Genomic DNA, 18,551 nt, shown 5'->3' on the forward strand with positions numbered 1-18,551 from the left:
GGTGGCGCGGTATCGGTGCCGGTGCCGGACACGCCCTTCGACGGGGAGCCTCATGAGCACAGCGCGTGACCTGATGATCGTCGCCCTGGACACGGCACCCGCCCGGCGCCTGGAACGCGGCGACCTCTCGCTCGCGCTGGCCGGTGCGGAGGCGTACGACCTGCTCCGGGCCGGGACGATCGTGCTGGACGGCGGCGGACGCATCCTGCCGGTACCCCGCACCGGCCACGGACCGGGTCCGGAACCCGGCCCCGGCCACGGGCCCAGCCTCGGACCCAGTCCCGGCCACGGACCCGGCCACGGACCCAGCCCCGGACCCAGCCCCGGACCCAGTCCCGGGCCCGCCGACCGGCTCCTGGAGGAGGCCGCCGCCGCGCTTCGGCGCGAGGCGCCCTACGAATCGCTGCCGGACTGGCTCTGGCGGCGCGGACGCGGCCTGGCCTCGGTCCGGCTGGCCGCGCTCGCGGAGGAGGGGCACGTGTCCTGGGAGCGCAGCCGCTGGCTGCCGTTCCGCGGCGGACGCACCGTCCTCGGTGACACCGCGGCACGGCGGCGGGCGGCGTACCGCTGGGCCGCCGACGAGCCCGTACTGCTCGCCCTCGCCGCGGCGGCCGGGATCCGCGACGAGATCGCCCCGGACGAGCCGACGGCCACCGACGACACGGTCCTCACCGTGCTCGCCGCCGTACACGACGCGGTGATGGAACTGGAGGCGGTGCGCCGCCGCCGCGCCATCGAGGACGCCGCCTTCGCCAACGTCTGGCGGGGCGCCTGAGCGCGGCGCCGGCGCCGGGGCCCGCCCCGGCCCCCCGTCTCGGCCCGCCACCCGCCGAACGCTCAGAGACCGACCGCGTACACCTTGCGCAGCGTCTCGTGCACCGTCCACGTCGTACGGTCGCCCTCCCGCAGCACCGCCACGTCGCCGGGGCCGACGCGCAGGGTCGGGCCGCCCTCCACCTCGATCGTCGCCGAGCCGCTGACCACGTAGAACAGCTCGTCCGCCTCGGTGTCGGTGACGACGCCCGGGGTGATCTGCCAGATCCCGCGCGCCTGCCGGCCGTCGGCCGACTCCCGGAGGACCTTCCCGGTGACCTCCGGGCTGCCGGAGACGATCTGTGCCGGGTCGAGCGGTTCGGGGACCAGCTCGCTGTCGGGGACGGCCGGTACGTGGAGCGCGAAACTGTGGGTCATGCGGGGACCCTAACGGGGCGACGCGGCCGCGCGGCGTGGACAGAGTGTGCGGGATCGGCGCGCGGGCACGGACACTTCGTCGCGCGCCGTGCAGTGGCGCGGGCGGGCGCCCCGGGTGATCGTTGGGGGGGGGTCCGACTCCGTACGCCCGGGAAGCGAGCAGTCCATGGCGGACCCCACGCCGGCCGTGCCCGCGCGGCCCGCCCACGACGACCCCCGGGCCATGCTGCTCTTCGGTGGGGTCTACGGCGCCGTGGTGGCCTGCGCCATGGTCGCCGCGCTCACCGAGTACGGGCACACCTCACCGGCCGCCCGCCGCTACGACGCCGCCTGGCTGCTGGTCACCGCCTTCGCCTCGGCCCTCGCCCACGGCTATTCCCACTACATCGCCGAACGCGGACCGCACCGGCGCGGCGAGGCACTGCGCGCGCTCGCCGCCGAGTGGCCGCTGGTCGCGGCCATGCTGCCCACGGTGCTGATCCTCGCCGGGGCCGGCTGGGGCTGGTGGCCCGCGGACGGCGTGGAGTACCCGGCGTTCGTCCTCAACATCGCCCTGCTGTTCACCCTCGGCCTGGCCTCGGCCCGGCGGGCCGGGCGGCGCTGGACGGCCGCACTGGCCACCGGGTTCGTGGACGCCCTGTTCGGACTGCTCGTCGTGGTGGCCAACGCGGTCATCAAGTGACCCGGCGCCCGCCCGGTGGGGGGCGGGAAAGACGGGGCCGCTCCGGCCGCCTCGGACTCAGAGCACCCGTCCGGCCACGGCGTCGTCCAGACCGGTGCACGCCACCCTCCCGCGCACCACGGCGCACGCCTCCACCCCGCGCGGCGAGGGGACGGCCAGCATCGGACTGGCGTCGCCTGCGGTGTCCGCGGCGGAGTAGGCGGCGGACAGGGTGTCCTCCTCGCTCCGCACGGAGACCTCCCGCGCCACCGCGCCGCGCACCGCCACCTGCGACCAGGCGGCACGGCAGGACGGCGACCAGCGCAGCCGCACCGTGTACGTCGTGTCGGCGACGGAACTCTCGGTGCGGGCGTCCCGGGCGCAGGCCGAGGCGCCGGGCAGCGCGCCCTGGCAGGACCGGCCGTGGCAGCGCAGGGCGGCCAGCACGGCGGCCCGCGCGCCCGGGGAGGCACCGCGCGAGGAGGTGGCCAGGGCCGTGACCACCGCGGCGAGCGCGGTGAGCAGGGTGAGCGCGGGCAGCACCAGCCCCCGGCCGCGCCGCCGTGGCCGGGCGGGACCCGGACGGCCGGACGCTCCGGGCCCGCCGCCTGGGACGGGGGCGGTCGATGGGACAGATGAGGATGAGGTCGGTGGGACAGGAGCGGTCAGTAGGGCGGATGAGGTCAGTGGGACGGGTGCGGTCGGTGGGGTCTGCGCGCGTTGGGCGGGGAGGCCGGTAGCGGCGTCCGCCCGGGGCCCGGTCGCCACCGGTGCCGCCCAGAGGGCCAGTGCCGGGCCCGGGTCGGCGCCCGCGAGCCGGGCCAGCGCCTCCACGGCCGAGCGGGGCGGGTGCTTGGCGCCGCTGAGATAGCGGTGCCAGGCGGACTTGCTGTACGGGGTACGCGCGGCCAGGGCCGCCAGACTCAGACCGGTGCGCTCCCTCAGCTCGCGCAGGTTCGCCGCCAGCGGCCCGGACGAGGGTGCCGCTTCCTGGGGCTGGCGCATGTGCTGCTCCCGACTCCGTTCCGCTTCGGGTGATTTCACCCCGGATGCCCCCATGGCTTCCCGGGACGGGGACACCGCCACACATCCGGCGGGTATGAGGAGGGTGAGCCGGACACGGGCCCGCCGCCGCGCACGTGAACCACCGGGCGGCGGCGGGCAGCCTTCCGTCACCGGCCGTGACGGGCGCCGGTCACGGAAGGGGGAGGGGCGTCAGCACCACGGCAGTGTGCCGCGCACCACCCGCACGTAGTGCGCCGAGACATAGCCGCGGCTCTGGGCGAGCCGGTACCACTGGTGCGTGCCGCGCACCGAGGAACCGTTCGTCCGGCACCGGAGCGCCACCACACTGCCCGCGCGCAGCCGCCCGGCCACCCGGTAGCCGGTACCCGGGCCGGAGCGGACCAGCAGCGGATAGCGGTGGGTGACCACCCGTCCGTAGGCGTGCGTCGAACGGCCGTGCGTGGCCGGGTGGTTGACGTGGTGCGCGGGCCGTGCGGCCGGCGCGGACGATGTGTTCGAGGCGGCCGCGGACACCGCGGCGCGCGGGACGGCGTGGGTGGCGGGGGCGGCCTCGGCCGCCGTGGGCACGAGCGCGAGGATCGCGACCGTGGCCAGCAGGCCGCCGGTGAGGGTCCGTCGGATCATGGAAACCTCCGGGCTGTCGTTCCGGTGACGGTGACCACCTGACGTGATCACACGTCGCCCAGCGTTTCCGTGCCGGCCGCCCCTGATGCCGTCCCCGCGTCCCGGGGACGGCGGGGACGTCCCCGGGACCGCGCGGCGGGCACACCGCAACGATCGCTCCGGGGAATCCGGATCCGGCCGAAGCCGAGCTGGAAGCCGCCCTCACCCACTGTGCACTCGCGAACTACTTGAGTAACGCAACGATATGGTAAACTGGAGCCATGGCCTCTGCATCATCCCCGTCACCCGGACCCGTCTCGCCCGAAGTGGCCGAGATCGAGCGCGCGCTCACCAGGATCACCTATCTGAGCACGCGGGCCCGGCAGCACGAGAAGATGATGGGGCTGGCCGGAGTACCGCTGGACCGCGCCGCGGTCGCGCTGCTGCGCCAGATCGCCGACTCCGAACCGCTGCGCCCCGGCGAACTGGCGCACCGCCTCGGCGTGGAGGCCTCGCACGTCACCCGCACCGTGCAGCAACTGGAGAAGACCGGGCACGTCACCCGCGTCCCCGACCCCGACGACCGGCGGGCCCAGCGCATCCGGCTCACCGAGACGGGCCGCGACGCCATAGCCCGCGTCCGCGAGGTCGGCGCCCGGGGCATGGAGGCCGCCCTGTCCAACTGGTCCGCCGACGAACTCGGGCAGCTCGCCACCCTGTTCCACCGCATGGTCGACGACTTCCTCGCCTACGCCAAGGACGTGGACCCCGACCACGAGCCCGCCGCCTCGCACACCGGCTGAGAGCACCCGCGCGCGTGCGGTAATGTTTACCTGCGCGTTCACGCGGTTCACCGCACGTGAGCGCATCGGGACGTGGCGCAGCTTGGTAGCGCACTTGACTGGGGGTCAAGGGGTCGCAGGTTCAAATCCTGTCGTCCCGACTCGTGAGAGTCGCAGGTCAGGGCCGGTTTCGGAGAAATCCGAAGTCGGCCCTCGATCATTTTCGGGGCGAGCATGACGCGCTCGCGGGACCGGACGGTCTGCCGTGCGTCGCAGCGGCCTGCGAGAAGCTCGTCCGGAACCCGGAAGAAGCTGTTCGCCAGGGTGCCGCAGATATCTCGATGTGGACAGACGACACAGGCTCTTGATCTGGATCGACCTACCGGTGGGCGGACCTGCCCGCGCCGAGGGAAGAGCAACCGGACCACCGCGGCTTCATGACCGACAAGGACGGCGCCCGGTCACCGGCCCGGCTCCTGCCCCGGCCGCCTCCTGACCGCCCCGACGTGGCCCCGGCGTCGGGCCGGGCCAGGCCGGGGCCACGTCTCACCGGCCTGGTGGTGGCCGGTGCCGCGCCTCACGTGGCCGGCAGTGACACCGTGCCGTAGAGCGTCCAGTGGTCGGAGTGCCCGGAGCCCGAGGAGACGGAGCAGTTCCTGACGGGGGCGTTCTTCGGGGCGAAGATGTAGTCGATCTTCCGGGTCGGCTTGCCGCCCGAGGCGTTGGCGGTGGGCGCCCCGGTGCGCTTCGCGTCCGGGTCACCCTGCTGGCCGCATTCGAGGTACTTGTCGTAGACGGGGTCCAGCGCCTCGCTCGGTCCGCCCTCCTTCGGGCCGGCCTGCGGATACGGCGGCACCAGATTGAAGTCTCCGCCGAACACGACCCGGTACCCCTTGGCCTCGTACGTCCTGGTGATGTCCAGCAGTTGCTGGGCCTGGCGCTTGCGCCAGGTGCCGTCGGGGTCCTCGTAGAGGTAGCCCGCGCTCAGGTGAGCCGTGCAGGCGGCGACGGCGCGCGAGGGGAGGACGGCGCACACGGCGGTGCGCTGCTCGTACTTGAGGTTGTAGGTCGGCGAGACCAGGTCGTAGCGCTTGTACCAGACGTTCTCGTCGGGGACCGCGATGGCGACGCCGTACGCACCGCGGTCTGCCACGACGTTGTCGTTCTTGTCCTTGATCGCGCACTGCTTCTGGATCAGTGGACCGTTCGCGTCACCCTCGTTGTGGATGGGAGCGAACCGGACGTCCCACTGCCTGCCGGTACCGCCCTCGCCCACCGGCTTCTCCAGCATCTCCTCGACACGCTTGGCGTGCTTCTCGCAGAACTCCTGGAAGAAGATGACGTCCGGCAGCGCACCGGACCCGCTGCGCAGGTGAGCGCTGATGTCGGAGTTCAGCTCCGCGTAGCCCGCCAGACCGCCGCTCCAGGCGCAACTGCGGTTGTTCGCGCACAGGTTCCAGGTCATGACGTTCAGGTCCGAGGCCGGCGCGGAACCGGCCGCGGGCATGTCGTGCGTGTCACTGGCGAGGGTGCCGGCGACGGGTTCCAGCACGAACTTCTCCCACGACCCGGCGGAGGCGGCCCGAGCCCGCAGCTCTCCGTCGTTGTCGTCCCCCAACTCCGCCGAGACGTACTTCAGTTCCTTCTGGGCGTCGGTCGCCGTCCCGTCGTTCTGGGCCTTCTCGCTCGCCTGCAGCGTCACGACGACCGAACCGCGGGGCGAGTCGGGCAGGACGGCGTCGTCCAGATAGTGGGGGATGAACTGCTGCCACTGGCCGAGGCGGACGCCCCTCGCCCTGAGCATTCCCTTCTGGTCACCGCCGTCGGCGAACTCGGCCGAGGCGAAGAAGCCCGTGATCTCGGAGCGGAACCCGATCGTCCTGCCCGCGTGGTTCGTGTGCAAGGTGAACCGCTCCCAGGTCCCCGGCTGGTCCGCCGAGGCCCGCAGCCGCCATTCCTTGGAGTCGGCGTCATGAAGCCGCACCGACACGTACTTCCGGTTCGCGAGCGACCTCAACGCCCATTTCTGCCCGGCCGACTTGGCGACGGCATCGGCGTCCGCCGACACAGCCGTCGCACTGGCCGGGCCGGCCGAGAACAGCAGCAGACCTGATATCAGGACACAGAAAGCCGCGAGTGTGTTCACAAGGCGTCGCACGCCGTCATCCCCTCGTAGGAAACAGTAGGAAATAGTAAGAACTGTAGGAAACGTGCAGGGTCGGGTCGCCGGAAGGCCAGGACCTGACCCCGGGCAACGCACCTGGCCCCGGCCCACCCTACGGGGGCGGGCCGGGGCCAGGGACGTGAGGAGCGTCAGCCGAATGCCTTGACCGTGTTCCAGTTCACCGACAGCACGATCCGCACCGCGGCGTTGGTGTTGGTCCGCGACGGATGGTAGATCCGCGTGGCGCCGTCGGAGGAGAAGCGGGCCCAGATGTCCGGGATGCCGTCCCCGTTGACGTCCGGGATACCGATGGCCGTGGGCACCTTGGCGTCGGTCCAACTGGTGCCGTACGACTCGTCCTTGCCGGTGAGCGAGTTGGCGGCCAGCTTGAGCGACGTGAGGTCGACGCTGCCGGCGACAGAACCGGGCTTGCCCTGGCGGTCGTACATCGCGCCGGTGTCCAGGTTGCGCCACAGCAGGTCGGGCGTCTTGTCACCGTTGATGTCGGCGACGTTGACCACGTCGCGGCGGCCCCAGGCGTCGTCGTTCATCAGCGTGGCGGTCTGGAACGTCGCGCCGGTGTAGCCCGACAGCGCCCACAGCTGCGCACCGGACCGCAGGACCAGGTCGGGCAGCTTGTCGCCGGTGATGTCGCCGACGGCCGTGATCTGGGTCCACGTCGACGGTGCCGGGGTGCCGGACGGCAGGCGGACCTCCAGGCGCTTGGTGACGTCGAAGCTGCCGTAGCCGTCGCCCGGGTAGAGCCAGAACCGGCCGTCCGGGGAGACCGCGAACAGGTCGGTGACACCGTCACCGGGGTAGGTGTCCTGGTAGTGCGCGATCAATGCGGCCTTGCCGGTGGCCGCGTCGTACCAGTACCCCTTAGGGTCGCGCTGTTCGCCCTCCTTCTTGGTGCTGTCGTAGGAGGCGGTCAGGCAGTTGTACAGGTCGCCGTCGTCGCCGCCCACGCAGTTGCGCAGGTTGCCGTTGGCGTCGACGATCATCAGGTCCGGCTTGCCGTCGCCGGTGGCGTCCATGGGACCGTCGGTCTTGTCGCGCGGCGGCACGTAGAAGGTGTAGTCGGTGCGCTTGCTGGCGTTGCCGACATTGTCGTAGGCGTACACCTGAAGGGTGTTGGGGCCGGCGTGCGCGGGAGCCAGCGCGCTGACGGTGGCCTCGCCGTTCTTCGCGGTGACGTCGACGGGGTTGTTGCCCTCGATGGACCAGCGGAACTTGGTCGCGCCGGTGGCGCTGAAGGTCACCGAGCCCTTGTCACCGAACTTGATGCCCGACCAGTTGTCCTGCTCGCTCGTGGCCTCGGGGAAGTCCGTGCTGTCGACGGCCGGCTGGGGCGGGGCGCTCGCGTCGATGTTGATCCGGCAGGGTTCGTCGCCCGGCGGGAAGAACGAGGAGGTCAGGCCCTCGGAGTCCTTGGAGCGCACGTCCCACGAGTAGGTGGTCTTGTCCTCCAGCGGGAACGTGGCCGGGATGGTCACAGACGCCGTGCCGCTCGCGTTCGGCGTGACGTCGGTGGGGTTCGGGACCGTGCCGCCGGTCTTCCAGAAGCGGAACTGCAGCTTCTGGAGGTTGCTGTCGGGGTCCTTGCCGGTGGCCGTCAGGACGATGTTGGTCTTGCCGACGGTCACGCCCGAGCCGCCTGCGGAACAGGTGCCGCCGGGGGAGGACTTGCCGCCGGTGGGCTCGTAGGGCTTCCGGTTGTAGACGACCTCCAGGGTGGCGCTGGTCGCCTTGAACTTGCGCCAGGTCTCCTTGTCTCCCTCGGTGTTGGGGGCAGCCCGCATGCCGAGAGTGATGTTGTCCCAGCCGCTGGTCGCGCCCTTCTGGGCGGCGTCCTTGACGTTGAAGCTCTCGTACTCGTCGGGGCAGGAGCTGGAGGACCAGCCGTGCGCGAAGGACCTCTTCTCCTGGACGGTGGACCAGCTGGGCTGCTTGTTCCACGTCGTGCCCGAGGAGATCGCCCCGGTCAGGACGACCTCGAAGGAGCGCTTCGTGCAGGACCAGGAGTGGTTGTTCAGGACCTTGAAGTGGGCCGAGGAGATCGTCGCACCCTTGATGCCGGTGCTGTACTTCATCCGCCAGAACGACCGGGCGGTGCCGTTGGTCTCGCTCTCGTGGCCGACGCGGGCGTCGGACGTGCCGGAGGAGAAGTTCGTGCCGTCCCAGAAGCTGGTGTTCGGGTAGGGCTTGTAGGCCACGGTCCAGGCGGCCCAGCCGGTGTTGAGGGGCGGGTCGACGAAGACCGGGTACTTCGTGTCGGCGGCGGTGAACAGGCCGGTCTTCGCGGCCTGCAGGCCGAGCCGCGCGCTGCCGGTGCCGTCGCCGTCGAGCCGCACGGGCACGGGAGCGCTGTGGGCCCCGGGTTCGATGCCCGTCAGGCCGGACAGCTTCAGCACATCGGCGGAGGTGGCGACGGAGGTGCGCGGGGTGCTGTCCTTCCCGGCCTCGGCCAGCTCGGGGTCGCGGCCCGCGGAGTCCCAGGCGAACGGGGTCGGGATGGACCCGATCTCCTTGCCGGACGTGTCCTGGACGACCACATGGCTGCCGCTCTTGTCCTGGCGGAAGCGGGCCGTCGCCGAGCGCAGCCCGTAGGTCACCGTGGCGAGGGCCTCGGAGCGGGCGGCCTCCTTGTTCTTGACGATCAGCAGCTGTGCGAAGCCACCCTCCTCGCGGGCGACCAGCAGCAGGTCGACGCCCGGCAGTACCTCGGGGTACAGGGCGCGCGGTCCGTCGAGGACGGGTTCGGGCAGGGCGCCGGGCCAGGTGTAGGCGACGGTGTCCCCGTCGATGTCGACCTCGGCCAGCAGCGTGTCGTGGACCTTCGGGCTGTCGTCGCTGTCGACGAGTGGCCGGCGCGTGAAGGAGCGATCGGCGTGGGTGCCCTTGGTACCGCTGGAGAAGCGGATCGGGTGGGCGGCGTTGACGGGCTGGACGCCCAGGTTGCGCGGGGCGTTCGGCACCCGGCGCAGCCGGTTGTCGATCGGCGCCCAGGCGCCCGTCGCGGTCTTCGCCCTGGTCGGCGTGGCCGTGATGACGGTGCGCAGCCGGCCGTCCGGCTGCGCCCAGGTCTGGGAGGTCGCCGTGGTGGCGGTCTCCACGAGGACCTGCTTGCGGGTGCGCCGGGCCTCGGCCTGCGCGGCGCTCTCGTCACGCGGAGGCGTCGACGCGGGGTGCGCGCCGGTGGCCTTGCGCGCTTGCGGGGGTGGGGCTCCGTCAGTTTGCCACCAGGGCAACAGAGCAGCGGTCAGGGCGGCCAGCACAAGGCCGAGGGTGAGGGCCAGCCTGGTGCGCGTGCGCACGAAGGGGCTGAGAAAACGATGCGGCGCGGACACGGCGGCGGTCTACTCCCGTGGGGACCTGGGCGGATGGGCATGGGCGCGCACACGATCACACGATCTGCACAGCTGGTCCACGTGTGAAGAATTTATGAATCCGTGACGAACGCATGGGCCGGAGTTGGCCGCCGCTTGACGATGCGTCATGTGCGGCTTTTGGCCGCCCGGAGTGCGGCCTTTGCGGCGGATATTCATGGCCTTGTCGACTTGTTGCCCGTAGGTGCCGATCCGCTGACACCTGTCCCGTGACGCGGATCACTTACATCGATGGAACCTCCGAGGATCGATCTTGAATTGTGTGGCGCTCATGACAGAGGGTGCGGAGTCATCTGTCGTTTTTCTTCGTATGCCTTGGTGGGGTCGACGCGTATGCGCGCTCAAAGTCCACCGTCGTGGCTGAGGCGGTTCCGCCCGGCGACGACGGAGTCACAACGACGGCGCCGCCGGCAAAGCCGCGCGGCGACCGTCCTTCTGTTGTCCACGACCTTGCTGGTGACCAGTCTCGGCCCGGAGGCGTGGGCGATACCCGGCCCCGGCATGAGCCGGGAGGAGGTCAAGCTCCCCGATCTGCCCGTCCCCACCGCGCTGGACGCGGACGAGGAAGCGGAGAAGAACCTCACCACCGCGCCCGAGGTCCCCGTCACGCCCTACACCCCGAGCGCGGTCACCCCGTGGTCCCAGGACAGCGGTGTCGCCACCCTGACGGCCGACACCGCACCGGGCACCACGGTCCCGGTCGACGACCTGCCGATCGCGGTGGGCGTGCCCGAGGGCGCCGACCCGGCCGCCATCGACGGCGACTGGAAGGTCGACCTGGCCGCGCCGTCCGCCTCGCAGGACGCCGGCGTCTCCGGCATGATCATGAAGGTCACGCCGCCGGCCGACGCCGATCCGGCCGCGCAGGTCTCGATCGCGGTCGACACCGCCGGCTTCGCCGACCTGTACGGCACGCAGGCCGCCTCACGCTTCGGCATGGTCCTGCTGCCGAACTGCGTCATGGACAGCCCCGACAGCGGAGACTGCGCCGCCGACGGCGGTACGACCACCATGTCGGGCAAGACCGAGAAGCGGCCCGAGCGGCTGCGCAGCTCGGTGAAGGTCGTCGCCGCCGCCAAGGCACCGACGAAGTACAAGGCCTCGAAGAAGGCCACCCGGCACCAGATCCTCACCGGCTCCGTGCCGGTCGGGGCCCTGCTCGCGCACGACACCACCGGCACGAGCGCCTCGGGCGCCTCGGTCCGGACCGCGTCGTACCGCGACGGCGATGTGCTGCCGGCGGTGGACGCCTCGGGTCCGCAGGTCATCGGCGCGATGGACACGGGAGCCTCCGCGGGCGGCGACTTCACCGCGTCCCCGCTGCTGTCGTCGGGCGCCTGGGCGGCCGGCTCCTCCTCGGGCGCGTTCACGTACTCCTACGACGTGCAGGTGCCGCAGACCGCCGGCGGCCCGATGCCGAAGATCTCCCTGGGCTACTCCTCCCAGTCGGTGGACGGCCGCACCTCGGCCACGAACAACCAGGCCTCCTGGATCGGTGACGGCTGGGACTACAACCCCGGCTCCATCACCCGGACGTACGCCAACTGCCGTGAGGACTCGAAGAAGACCGGGTCCAACAACAAGACGCACCGCACCGCCGACCTGTGCTGGGGCTCGGACAACGCGACCCTGTCGCTGGGCGGGATGACCACCGAGCTGGTCTGGGACAAGGACAAGCACGAGTGGTTCACCGCCAACGGCGACGGCTCGAAGATCGAGCGCCTCACCGACGCGGGCAACGGCAACGGCGCCTACAAGGGCGAGTACTGGGTCGTCACCACCCGTGACGGCACCCGCTACCACTTCGGTCTCAACAAGCTGCCCAACTGGACCTCGGGCCAGCCGACCACCGACTCGGTGCTCACCGTGCCGGTCTACGGCAACCACGAGGGCGAGGACTGCTACAAGGCCGGCGACTGGGTCCACTCCGCCTGCACGCAGGGCTGGCGCTGGAACCTCGACTACGTCGAGGACATCCACGGCAACGCCATGTCCCTGTGGTGGAAGAAGGACCAGAACTACTACGCCCGCAACTTCGACTTCAAGGCGCCGGTCGTCTACGACCGCGACGGCTGGCTCGACCACATCGACTACGGCCAGCGCAAGGACACCCTCTTCACCGCCACCGCGCCGGCCCGGGTGAACTTCACCGTCGAGGAGCGCTGCCTGCCCGAGGGCGGACTGACCTGCTCCGACGCCAACTTCGAGGACAAGGACCCGGGCAAGTACCGCATCTGGTACGACACCCCGGCCGACCTGAACTGCAGGAAGGTCACCTCGACCTACAAGACGAAGTGCTGGAACGCCGGCCCCTCCTTCTGGAGCCGCAAGCGCCTGACGCAGATCCAGACCTCCGCGCAGCGCCGTACCGACACCACGGCCCGTCAGGTCGTGGACCGCTTCACGCTCACCCAGAACTTCCCCGTCCTCACCTCGGGCCCGAACACGGCGCTGTGGCTGGAGTCGGTGCAGCGCACCGGCTTCGCGCGGGGCGGCAGCACCGACAAGAGCGTCGCGATGAACGCGGTGCGCTTCGAGCCCACCGTCGACGACATGCCGAACCGGGTGATGCGCGGGCAGAACGATCCGCGGCCCGGCTTCTCCCGGCCGCGCATCGGACGCGTCATCAACGAGTACGGCGGCGAGACCGTCGTCACCTACAAGCAGCCCACCGGCGACTGCGCCACCGGAACCGGCCTGCCGGGCAAGGGCTCCGCCGCCCTCAAGACGAACACCCGGCTGTGCTACCCCTCGTTCTGGTCCCCGGACCCCGAGGTCGAGGACATCGACTGGTTCCAGAAGTACGTCGTCGACTCCATCGAGGAACTCCCCAACGTCGACGGGGCGTTCGCGACCAAGACGTCGTACACGTACAAGAACCCGGGCTGGAAGCTCGCCGAGCAGGAGTTCACCAAGAAGTCGACCCGCACGTACTCGCAGTTCGCGGGCGTCGAGCAGACCACGGTGATCACCGGCTCCGAGGATCCCTCGATCGGCTCCAAGCAGTCCAAGTCGGTGACCCGCTTCTTCCGCGGCATGGGCGACAGCGTGTCCATGAAGGACATCGCCGGCACCGAGATCGCCAAGGACCGCGAGGCGTTCGCCGGCCGCATCGCGGAGGAACTGGACTACGACAAGGCCACCGACGCCGACACGGACTGGGTCTCCCGCTCCGTCACCGTCCCGGAGGCCACCGAACTGGCCCACCGCGACCGCGACGACGGCCTGGACCCGCTGCGCGCCTGGCGCGTCACCGAGCCGGACGAGATCGCCTACACCAAGTCCTCCGGCACCAACAGTGACGACACCCGCACCGAGCGGACCGTCAAGACCCACACGACGTACGAGACGGCCTACGGCCTGCCCGTCCAGGTCGAGTCCCTCGGCGACACCGGCAGGACCGGCGACGAGTCCTGCACGAAGTCGGAGTACGTCCACAACACCAAGAAGAACCTGATCGGCCTGACCAAGCAGGTCCTGATCTCCCCGACGACCTGCGCCGCGGCCGACTTCACGAACCTGTCGACGCTGTCCGGCGGCACCCGCACCGCGTACGACGGGCAGGCGTACGGCGCCGCGCTCGCCGACGCCACCGAGGGCGAGGCGTCCGAGACCTGGTCGGTCAACGGCGAGGGCACGGGCTGGCAGTCCGACGGCACGTCCGAGTTCGACGACATCGGCCGGGTCACCCGCACCACCGACCAGGACCACAAGACCGCCGGTCTCATCACCTACGAGCCCGCCCGCGGCCAGGTCTTCAAGGTCACCGAGACCAACGCCCTCGGCCAGTCCGAGATCCGTGAGATCGAGCCCGGTCGTGGCACCACGACGAAGACGATCGACGCCAACAACCACGTCACCCAGGCCGAGTTCGACCCGCTGGGCCGCCTCGAGAACGCCTGGGCCGCGGACCGGCCGCCCGCCGACGGCGCCGTGCCCGACTTCCACGCCGTCTACACGGTCCCGCAGTACAAGGAGGGCGAGGACCGCAAGCCGTCCTACGTCACCACCTACTCGCGCGGCTACAACGACCGTGTCGAGACCTCCGTCACCCTCTACGACGGCCTCGGCCGCGAACGGCAGACGCAGGAGGAGGCCGACGGCGGCGGCTGGCTGATCACCGACACGCTGTACAACAGCTCCGGTGAGGTCTGGCAGACCAACAACGCCTATCTGACCTACGACGCCAAGCCCGGCGAGCTGTTCACACCGCTCGCCGACACCGCCGTCCCGAACATCACCCGCTACACCTACGACGGTTCGGGCCGGGTGCTCCAGGAGACCCCGGTCCTCAAGGTCGCGGACCCGCTGACCGGCGAGACCCAGTCCAAGGAGGTCCCCGAGCGGGCCACCCGCTACGAGTACGGCCTGGACTGGTCGAAGGTCGACAACCCGCAGGGCACCTCCGACTACCGCGTCTTCACCGACGCGCTCGGACGCACCTCGCGCGTCGACACCTTCAACGCCGACGCGCCCGGCGGCTTCACGTCGATGCGCTACCAGTACGACCCCCGCGGGCAGCTGGTGAAGGCGGCCAACTCCGCCGACGCCGCCCACCCGTGGACGTGGACCTACGACCACCGGGGCCGGCTCGACACGGCCACCGACCCGGACGCCGGGGCCACCAAGACCACGTACGACAACCACGACCGCGTCCTCACCACGAAGAACGCGCGCGGCACCGTCGTGTGGAACGGCTACGACCAGCTGTCGCGGCCGACCGAGCAGCGCCTGGACAGCGCGTCCGGCACCCTGCTCTCCAGCCTCACCTACGACCTGGCGCCGGGCGGCAAGGGCATGCCCTACACCGCCACCCGCTACACCGACGGCCAGGCGTACACCCAGCAGGTCAACGGCTACACCAAGGACTACCAGCCGACCTCGACCACGCTGAGCCTGCCGAGCACCCTGGCCGCCACCTGGGGCCTGGACGAGTCCTACACGTACTCCTACAAGTACGCCGACAACGGTGTGCTGGAGGAGTCCACGCTGCCGAAGGTGGGCAAGCTGGACCAGGAGAGGATCGTCGTCCGCTACAACAAGGACGGCAAGCCCCTCTCCGTCTCCGGCAAGGACTGGTACGGCTCCGAGACGGTCTACGACCCCTACGGCCAGGTGCTGCGCTCCACGCTCGGCGCCCAGCCCTACCGGGTCTGGACGCAGAACACCTTCGACGAGTCCAGCGGTGAGCTGAAGGACCAGCAGGTCTTCCGCGAGAAGAGCGACGACAAGACCCTCGTCTCCGGAAACCTCGTCTCCAAGCGGTCGTACACCTACGACCCGTCGGGCAACGTCACCTCCATCCAGGAGGCGGCCACCGGCGTCGACGAGCGCCAGTGCTTCGTCTACGACCCGCTGGGCGAGCTGAAGACAGCCTGGACCTCCAAGGACCAGAGCTCCTGCACCGGTCCGAAGAACAGCGACGGCACGCTCAACGTCGCCGCGGGCAAGGACGGCTCCGGCTACTGGCAGGAGTACGAGTACGACCTGCTCGGCAACCGCACCAAGCTGACCGAGAAGGACCTCACCGGCGCCACCGCCAAGGACGCCACGACCACCTACGCCTACGGCAAGGCCGACGGCACCCAGCCGCACACGCTGACCAAGGTGTCCAAGACCTACACCACGCCCCAGGGCGCGCAGGTCAAGGCCGAGGCGGAACGCCTGTACGAGCTGACCGGCGAGACCAAGTCCGTCACGTCCGTCGAGAACGGCGACAAGCAGGAGCTGTCCTGGACGTACGACGGCAAGGTCGAGCGGATCAAGGGCGCGGGCAGCGGCGGCAAGACCCCGTACGTGGGCCTCGCTGACAAGTGCCTGGACCTGAACGGCGGCCTCACGGAGGCCGGCCGGAAGATCGAGCTCTACACCTGCAACGCCTCACCGGCCCAGAGCTGGCGCTTCGTGCCCTCTCCGGGCGCGGCCCAGACCGACGGTGACCGGGGCACGCTGACCATCTACGACAAGTGGTGCCTGCAGCCGGCCGGCAGCACGGCGGGGTCGGCGCTCCAGTTGCAGAAGTGCGACGGCTCGGCCGGGCAGGAGCTGAAGCGGAACGCCTCCGGGCAGCTCACGCACATCGCCTCGGGCCTGTGCCTGGCGGTCCAGGACGCGAACTCGGCGGACTCCACCCCGATCGTGCTGGCCACCTGCGACAGCACCAAGGCGGCCCAGGTGTGGCTGCCGCAGAACGACACCCGCTACATCTACGGGCCCAGCGGGGAACGCCTGCTGACCATCCGGGGCAAGCAGGCCACCCTCACCCTCGGTGAGTCCGAGGTCACCGTCCAGCAGGGCGGTGTCATGGTGCAGACCCAGCGCACCTACGACGCCCCCGGCGGCGCGGTCATGCGGTACGCCAACGGCGGCGCGGGCGAGCGCATGGTCGCGCTCACCAGCGACCACCAGGGCAGCTCGTACGCCGAGGTCTACCTCGGCAGCGGGATGCCGGTGCGCTTCCGCAAGCAGGACCCGTTCGGCAACCAGCGCGGCGCGGACACGGCCGGCGTGAACTTCCAGAGCCACAGCGGCTTCCTGGGCGCGCCCCGTGACGATCCCTCCGGCTACCAGCCGCTGGGCGCCCGTCTGTACGACCCGGTGGTCGGACGCTTCCTGTCCGCCGACCCGGTGGTGGACCTCAACGACGTCCAGCAGTCCAACGGCTACGCCTACGCGCACAACAACCCGGTCACGTTCTCCGACCCGACGGGTATGGCGATCTCGCTGACCGCGTCGGAGCGGGCCGCCGCCCTCGCGGGCGCGGGTCTGTCCGCGGCCCAGGTCGCCCAGGCCCAGGCCATGCAGGGCAAGTCCCTGACCTCGGTGATCCTGGCCGTGGCGTGGGAGACGCTGAAGGACTTCATCGGCATCAACGACGCCATCGCCTGCTTCGGCGGCAGCATGTGGTCCTGCATCAGCATCGCGGTCGACGCCATCCCGTGGACCAAGCTGGGCAAGATCCCGTCCGTCATCAAGGCCGTCAAGCGCACCATCAAGGCGGTCGAGTCCTTCAAGGCGGCCAAGAAGGCGGCCGAGCTGGTGCTGAAGGCGGCGAAGGCCGCCGAGGCCGCGGCGCTGAGAGCGAAGAAACTCGCCATCGAGCGAGCCAAGAAGCTGGCGGCGCAACGAGCCAAGAAGAGAGCGGCCGAGGCAGCCAAGAGAACCGCCGACAAGGCACTGGAAGCCGCCAAGAAGACGGGCAACCCCCGGCACAAGGCGGCCCAGGCCAAGGCGGCCCCGAAGGTGTCGTCCCACACCCGTGGTGGCGGCAAGTCCGGGGGAGGCGGCTCCAAACCCGGTGGCCACTCCGGCGGATCCGCCAAGAGCAAGGGCGGAAGCAGCGGCAGCGGCGGCTCGGGCAAGGCCGGCGAGGGCGGCAGCGGTGAGGGCGCGACGTGCAACAGCTTCGCCCCTGGCACCAGGGTCCTGATGGCCGACGGCTCCACCAAGCCGATCGAGAAGGTCAAGGCCGGCGACAAGGTCGTCGCGACCGACCCGAAGACGGGCGAGACCCGCGTCGAGACGGTCACGGCCGAGATCCGTGGCCAGGGCCTCAAGCACCTGGTCAAGGTCACGATCGACACCGACGGCCCGAAGGGCACGAAGACGGCCCAGGTCACCGCGACCGACGGCCACCCCTTCTGGGTCCCCGCCCTGAACACCTGGGTCAAGGCCACCGACCTCCAGCCGGGCGAATGGCTCCGCACCAGCTCGGGCACGCACGTCCAGATCACGGCCGTCACCCGCTGGACGGTCGCGCAGACCACCGTCCACAACATGACGGTGTCGGACCTGCACACGTACTATGTGCTGGCGGGGGCCGCGTCGGTCCTGGTTCACAACTGCAATTCCGCTCTCTCGGACCTGCCGATCCATGAGAGGCCGACGCGCTTTTATGCAAAGGCGAGTGAGATGTTGGACCGCATTCAGGGGAACCCCGCGACTCGCGAGCAGATGTATGGCAGCGTCGATGCAGGGCATGGCGGTGTGACGTCGCTGAGTAATGACGACCTGATCCGATTCGGCGGGCCGAATGGAAGCGAACCTATTACCGGGTTCAGGGATTTCGCTCCTGGGGATGATATAAATCTTCCCGGATCTCGGCTGCATATCGCTGACGGGAATAACAGAACCGAGGAGATAAGGAACCGCGTTCTGGACGGGCGGATGCACCCGGATACGCTCATCGAAATGATGATTGGGGGGAACTAGTGGAGGCATGGGCTGTCCGACTGGAGTCGTCCGTACACTTCACGGCGTACGTGCTGCGTGGGGATAGTGAGCTTCCCGAAAGGACCTGGGTATGCCTGCGGTCCCCTGAATCACTGCCGCCGGTGTCCTGGCTCGGCTGTTGGAGCACTCAGGAGAGGGTCGATGCTGGCCAGGTGGGACAAGTGCTGGGTGCCATCCAGCAATCGATTGGGGAGCCCGTGGCTGTTGGTCCTTATGGGCCAATAGTCAGAGCCTCGATCTACTTCAATTCTTGGGATTCTTGGGGAGGTGGATCTCCGCGTCCGATTGTTGGGTTCCGGCCGTGGGAATCCAATCCGAGAGGGATCGAAGAAATCGGCATTAAATCTCTCGACTTCTCGCGCGGAGGTGTGCTGGTCGAGGTTTGAGATGCCTTGCTGGGATGATTCCCCGTAGGGATGTCCGAGGAATTACACTGCTGCCCCCACCGGAGAATCCGGTGGGGGCAGCAGTGGTCTGGGAGGGGGCTTGACGGCAACGCTGAC

General features: G+C 70.2%; 9 protein-coding genes, 1 tRNA gene and 1 pseudogene. 5 read left to right on the forward strand and 6 right to left on the reverse strand.

Annotated elements, in window-relative coordinates:
- The first annotated feature begins 52 nt into the window (after window positions 1-52).
- Entirely contained in the window at window positions 53-775 is a 723-nt protein-coding gene (locus R4Z62_RS29880; protein WP_491521419.1) for a GPP34 family phosphoprotein, read from the forward strand.
- 62 nt (window positions 776-837) lie between these two features.
- On the opposite strand, the gene R4Z62_RS29885 is transcribed toward R4Z62_RS29880, so the two are convergent.
- Window positions 838-1,191: a cupin domain-containing protein gene (locus R4Z62_RS29885; RefSeq protein ID WP_064536448.1), complete on the reverse strand. Its 354-nt coding sequence runs from the start codon at window positions 1,189-1,191 to the stop codon at window positions 838-840.
- A 166-nt stretch (window positions 1,192-1,357) separates the two neighbouring features.
- On the opposite strand from R4Z62_RS29885, the gene R4Z62_RS29890 reads away from it, so the two are divergent.
- On the forward strand, window positions 1,358-1,873 hold the full coding sequence (locus tag R4Z62_RS29890; protein ID WP_064536449.1) for a hypothetical protein: 516 nt from the start codon (window positions 1,358-1,360) through the stop codon (window positions 1,871-1,873).
- Window positions 1,874-1,930: 57 nt separating this feature from the next.
- Here R4Z62_RS29890 and R4Z62_RS29895 read toward each other — a convergent pair whose 3' ends face one another.
- From R4Z62_RS29895 to R4Z62_RS29905, 3 genes and pseudogenes are all read right to left on the reverse strand, one after another.
- Entirely contained in the window at window positions 1,931-2,395 is a 465-nt protein-coding gene (locus R4Z62_RS29895) for a DUF2690 domain-containing protein (protein WP_064536450.1), read from the reverse strand.
- A 267-nt stretch (window positions 2,396-2,662) separates the two neighbouring features.
- Window positions 2,663-2,911, reverse strand: a pseudogene (locus R4Z62_RS29900) (helix-turn-helix domain-containing protein); the annotation flags it as partial.
- Between the two features lie 156 nt (window positions 2,912-3,067).
- Window positions 3,068-3,502, reverse strand: coding sequence for an SH3 domain-containing protein (locus R4Z62_RS29905; RefSeq protein ID WP_491521420.1), 435 nt, complete (start codon window positions 3,500-3,502; stop codon window positions 3,068-3,070).
- A gap of 260 nt (window positions 3,503-3,762) precedes the next feature.
- On the opposite strand from R4Z62_RS29905, the gene R4Z62_RS29910 reads away from it, so the two are divergent.
- Entirely contained in the window at window positions 3,763-4,284 is a 522-nt protein-coding gene (locus tag R4Z62_RS29910; RefSeq protein ID WP_064536452.1) for a MarR family winged helix-turn-helix transcriptional regulator, read from the forward strand.
- Window positions 4,285-4,350: 66 nt separating this feature from the next.
- Window positions 4,351-4,424: transfer RNA gene (locus tag R4Z62_RS29915), tRNA-Pro, on the forward strand.
- Window positions 4,425-4,840: 416 nt separating this feature from the next.
- Here the strand turns inward: R4Z62_RS29915 and R4Z62_RS29920 are convergent.
- Window positions 4,841-6,421, reverse strand: coding sequence for an endonuclease/exonuclease/phosphatase family protein (locus R4Z62_RS29920; RefSeq protein ID WP_491521421.1), 1,581 nt, complete (start codon window positions 6,419-6,421; stop codon window positions 4,841-4,843).
- A gap of 155 nt (window positions 6,422-6,576) precedes the next feature.
- A complete protein-coding gene (locus tag R4Z62_RS29925; protein ID WP_491521422.1) occupies window positions 6,577-9,777 on the reverse strand; it encodes an FG-GAP-like repeat-containing protein in 3,201 nt (1,066 codons plus the stop codon).
- 540 nt (window positions 9,778-10,317) lie between these two features.
- Between R4Z62_RS29925 and R4Z62_RS29930 the strand changes: the two genes are divergently transcribed.
- On the forward strand, window positions 10,318-18,027 hold the full coding sequence (locus tag R4Z62_RS29930; protein WP_491521945.1) for a ricin-type beta-trefoil lectin domain protein: 7,710 nt from the start codon (window positions 10,318-10,320) through the stop codon (window positions 18,025-18,027).
- Window positions 18,028-18,551: the final 524 nt, after the last annotated feature.

This window comes from Streptomyces sp. PL-25, assembly GCF_058344915.1.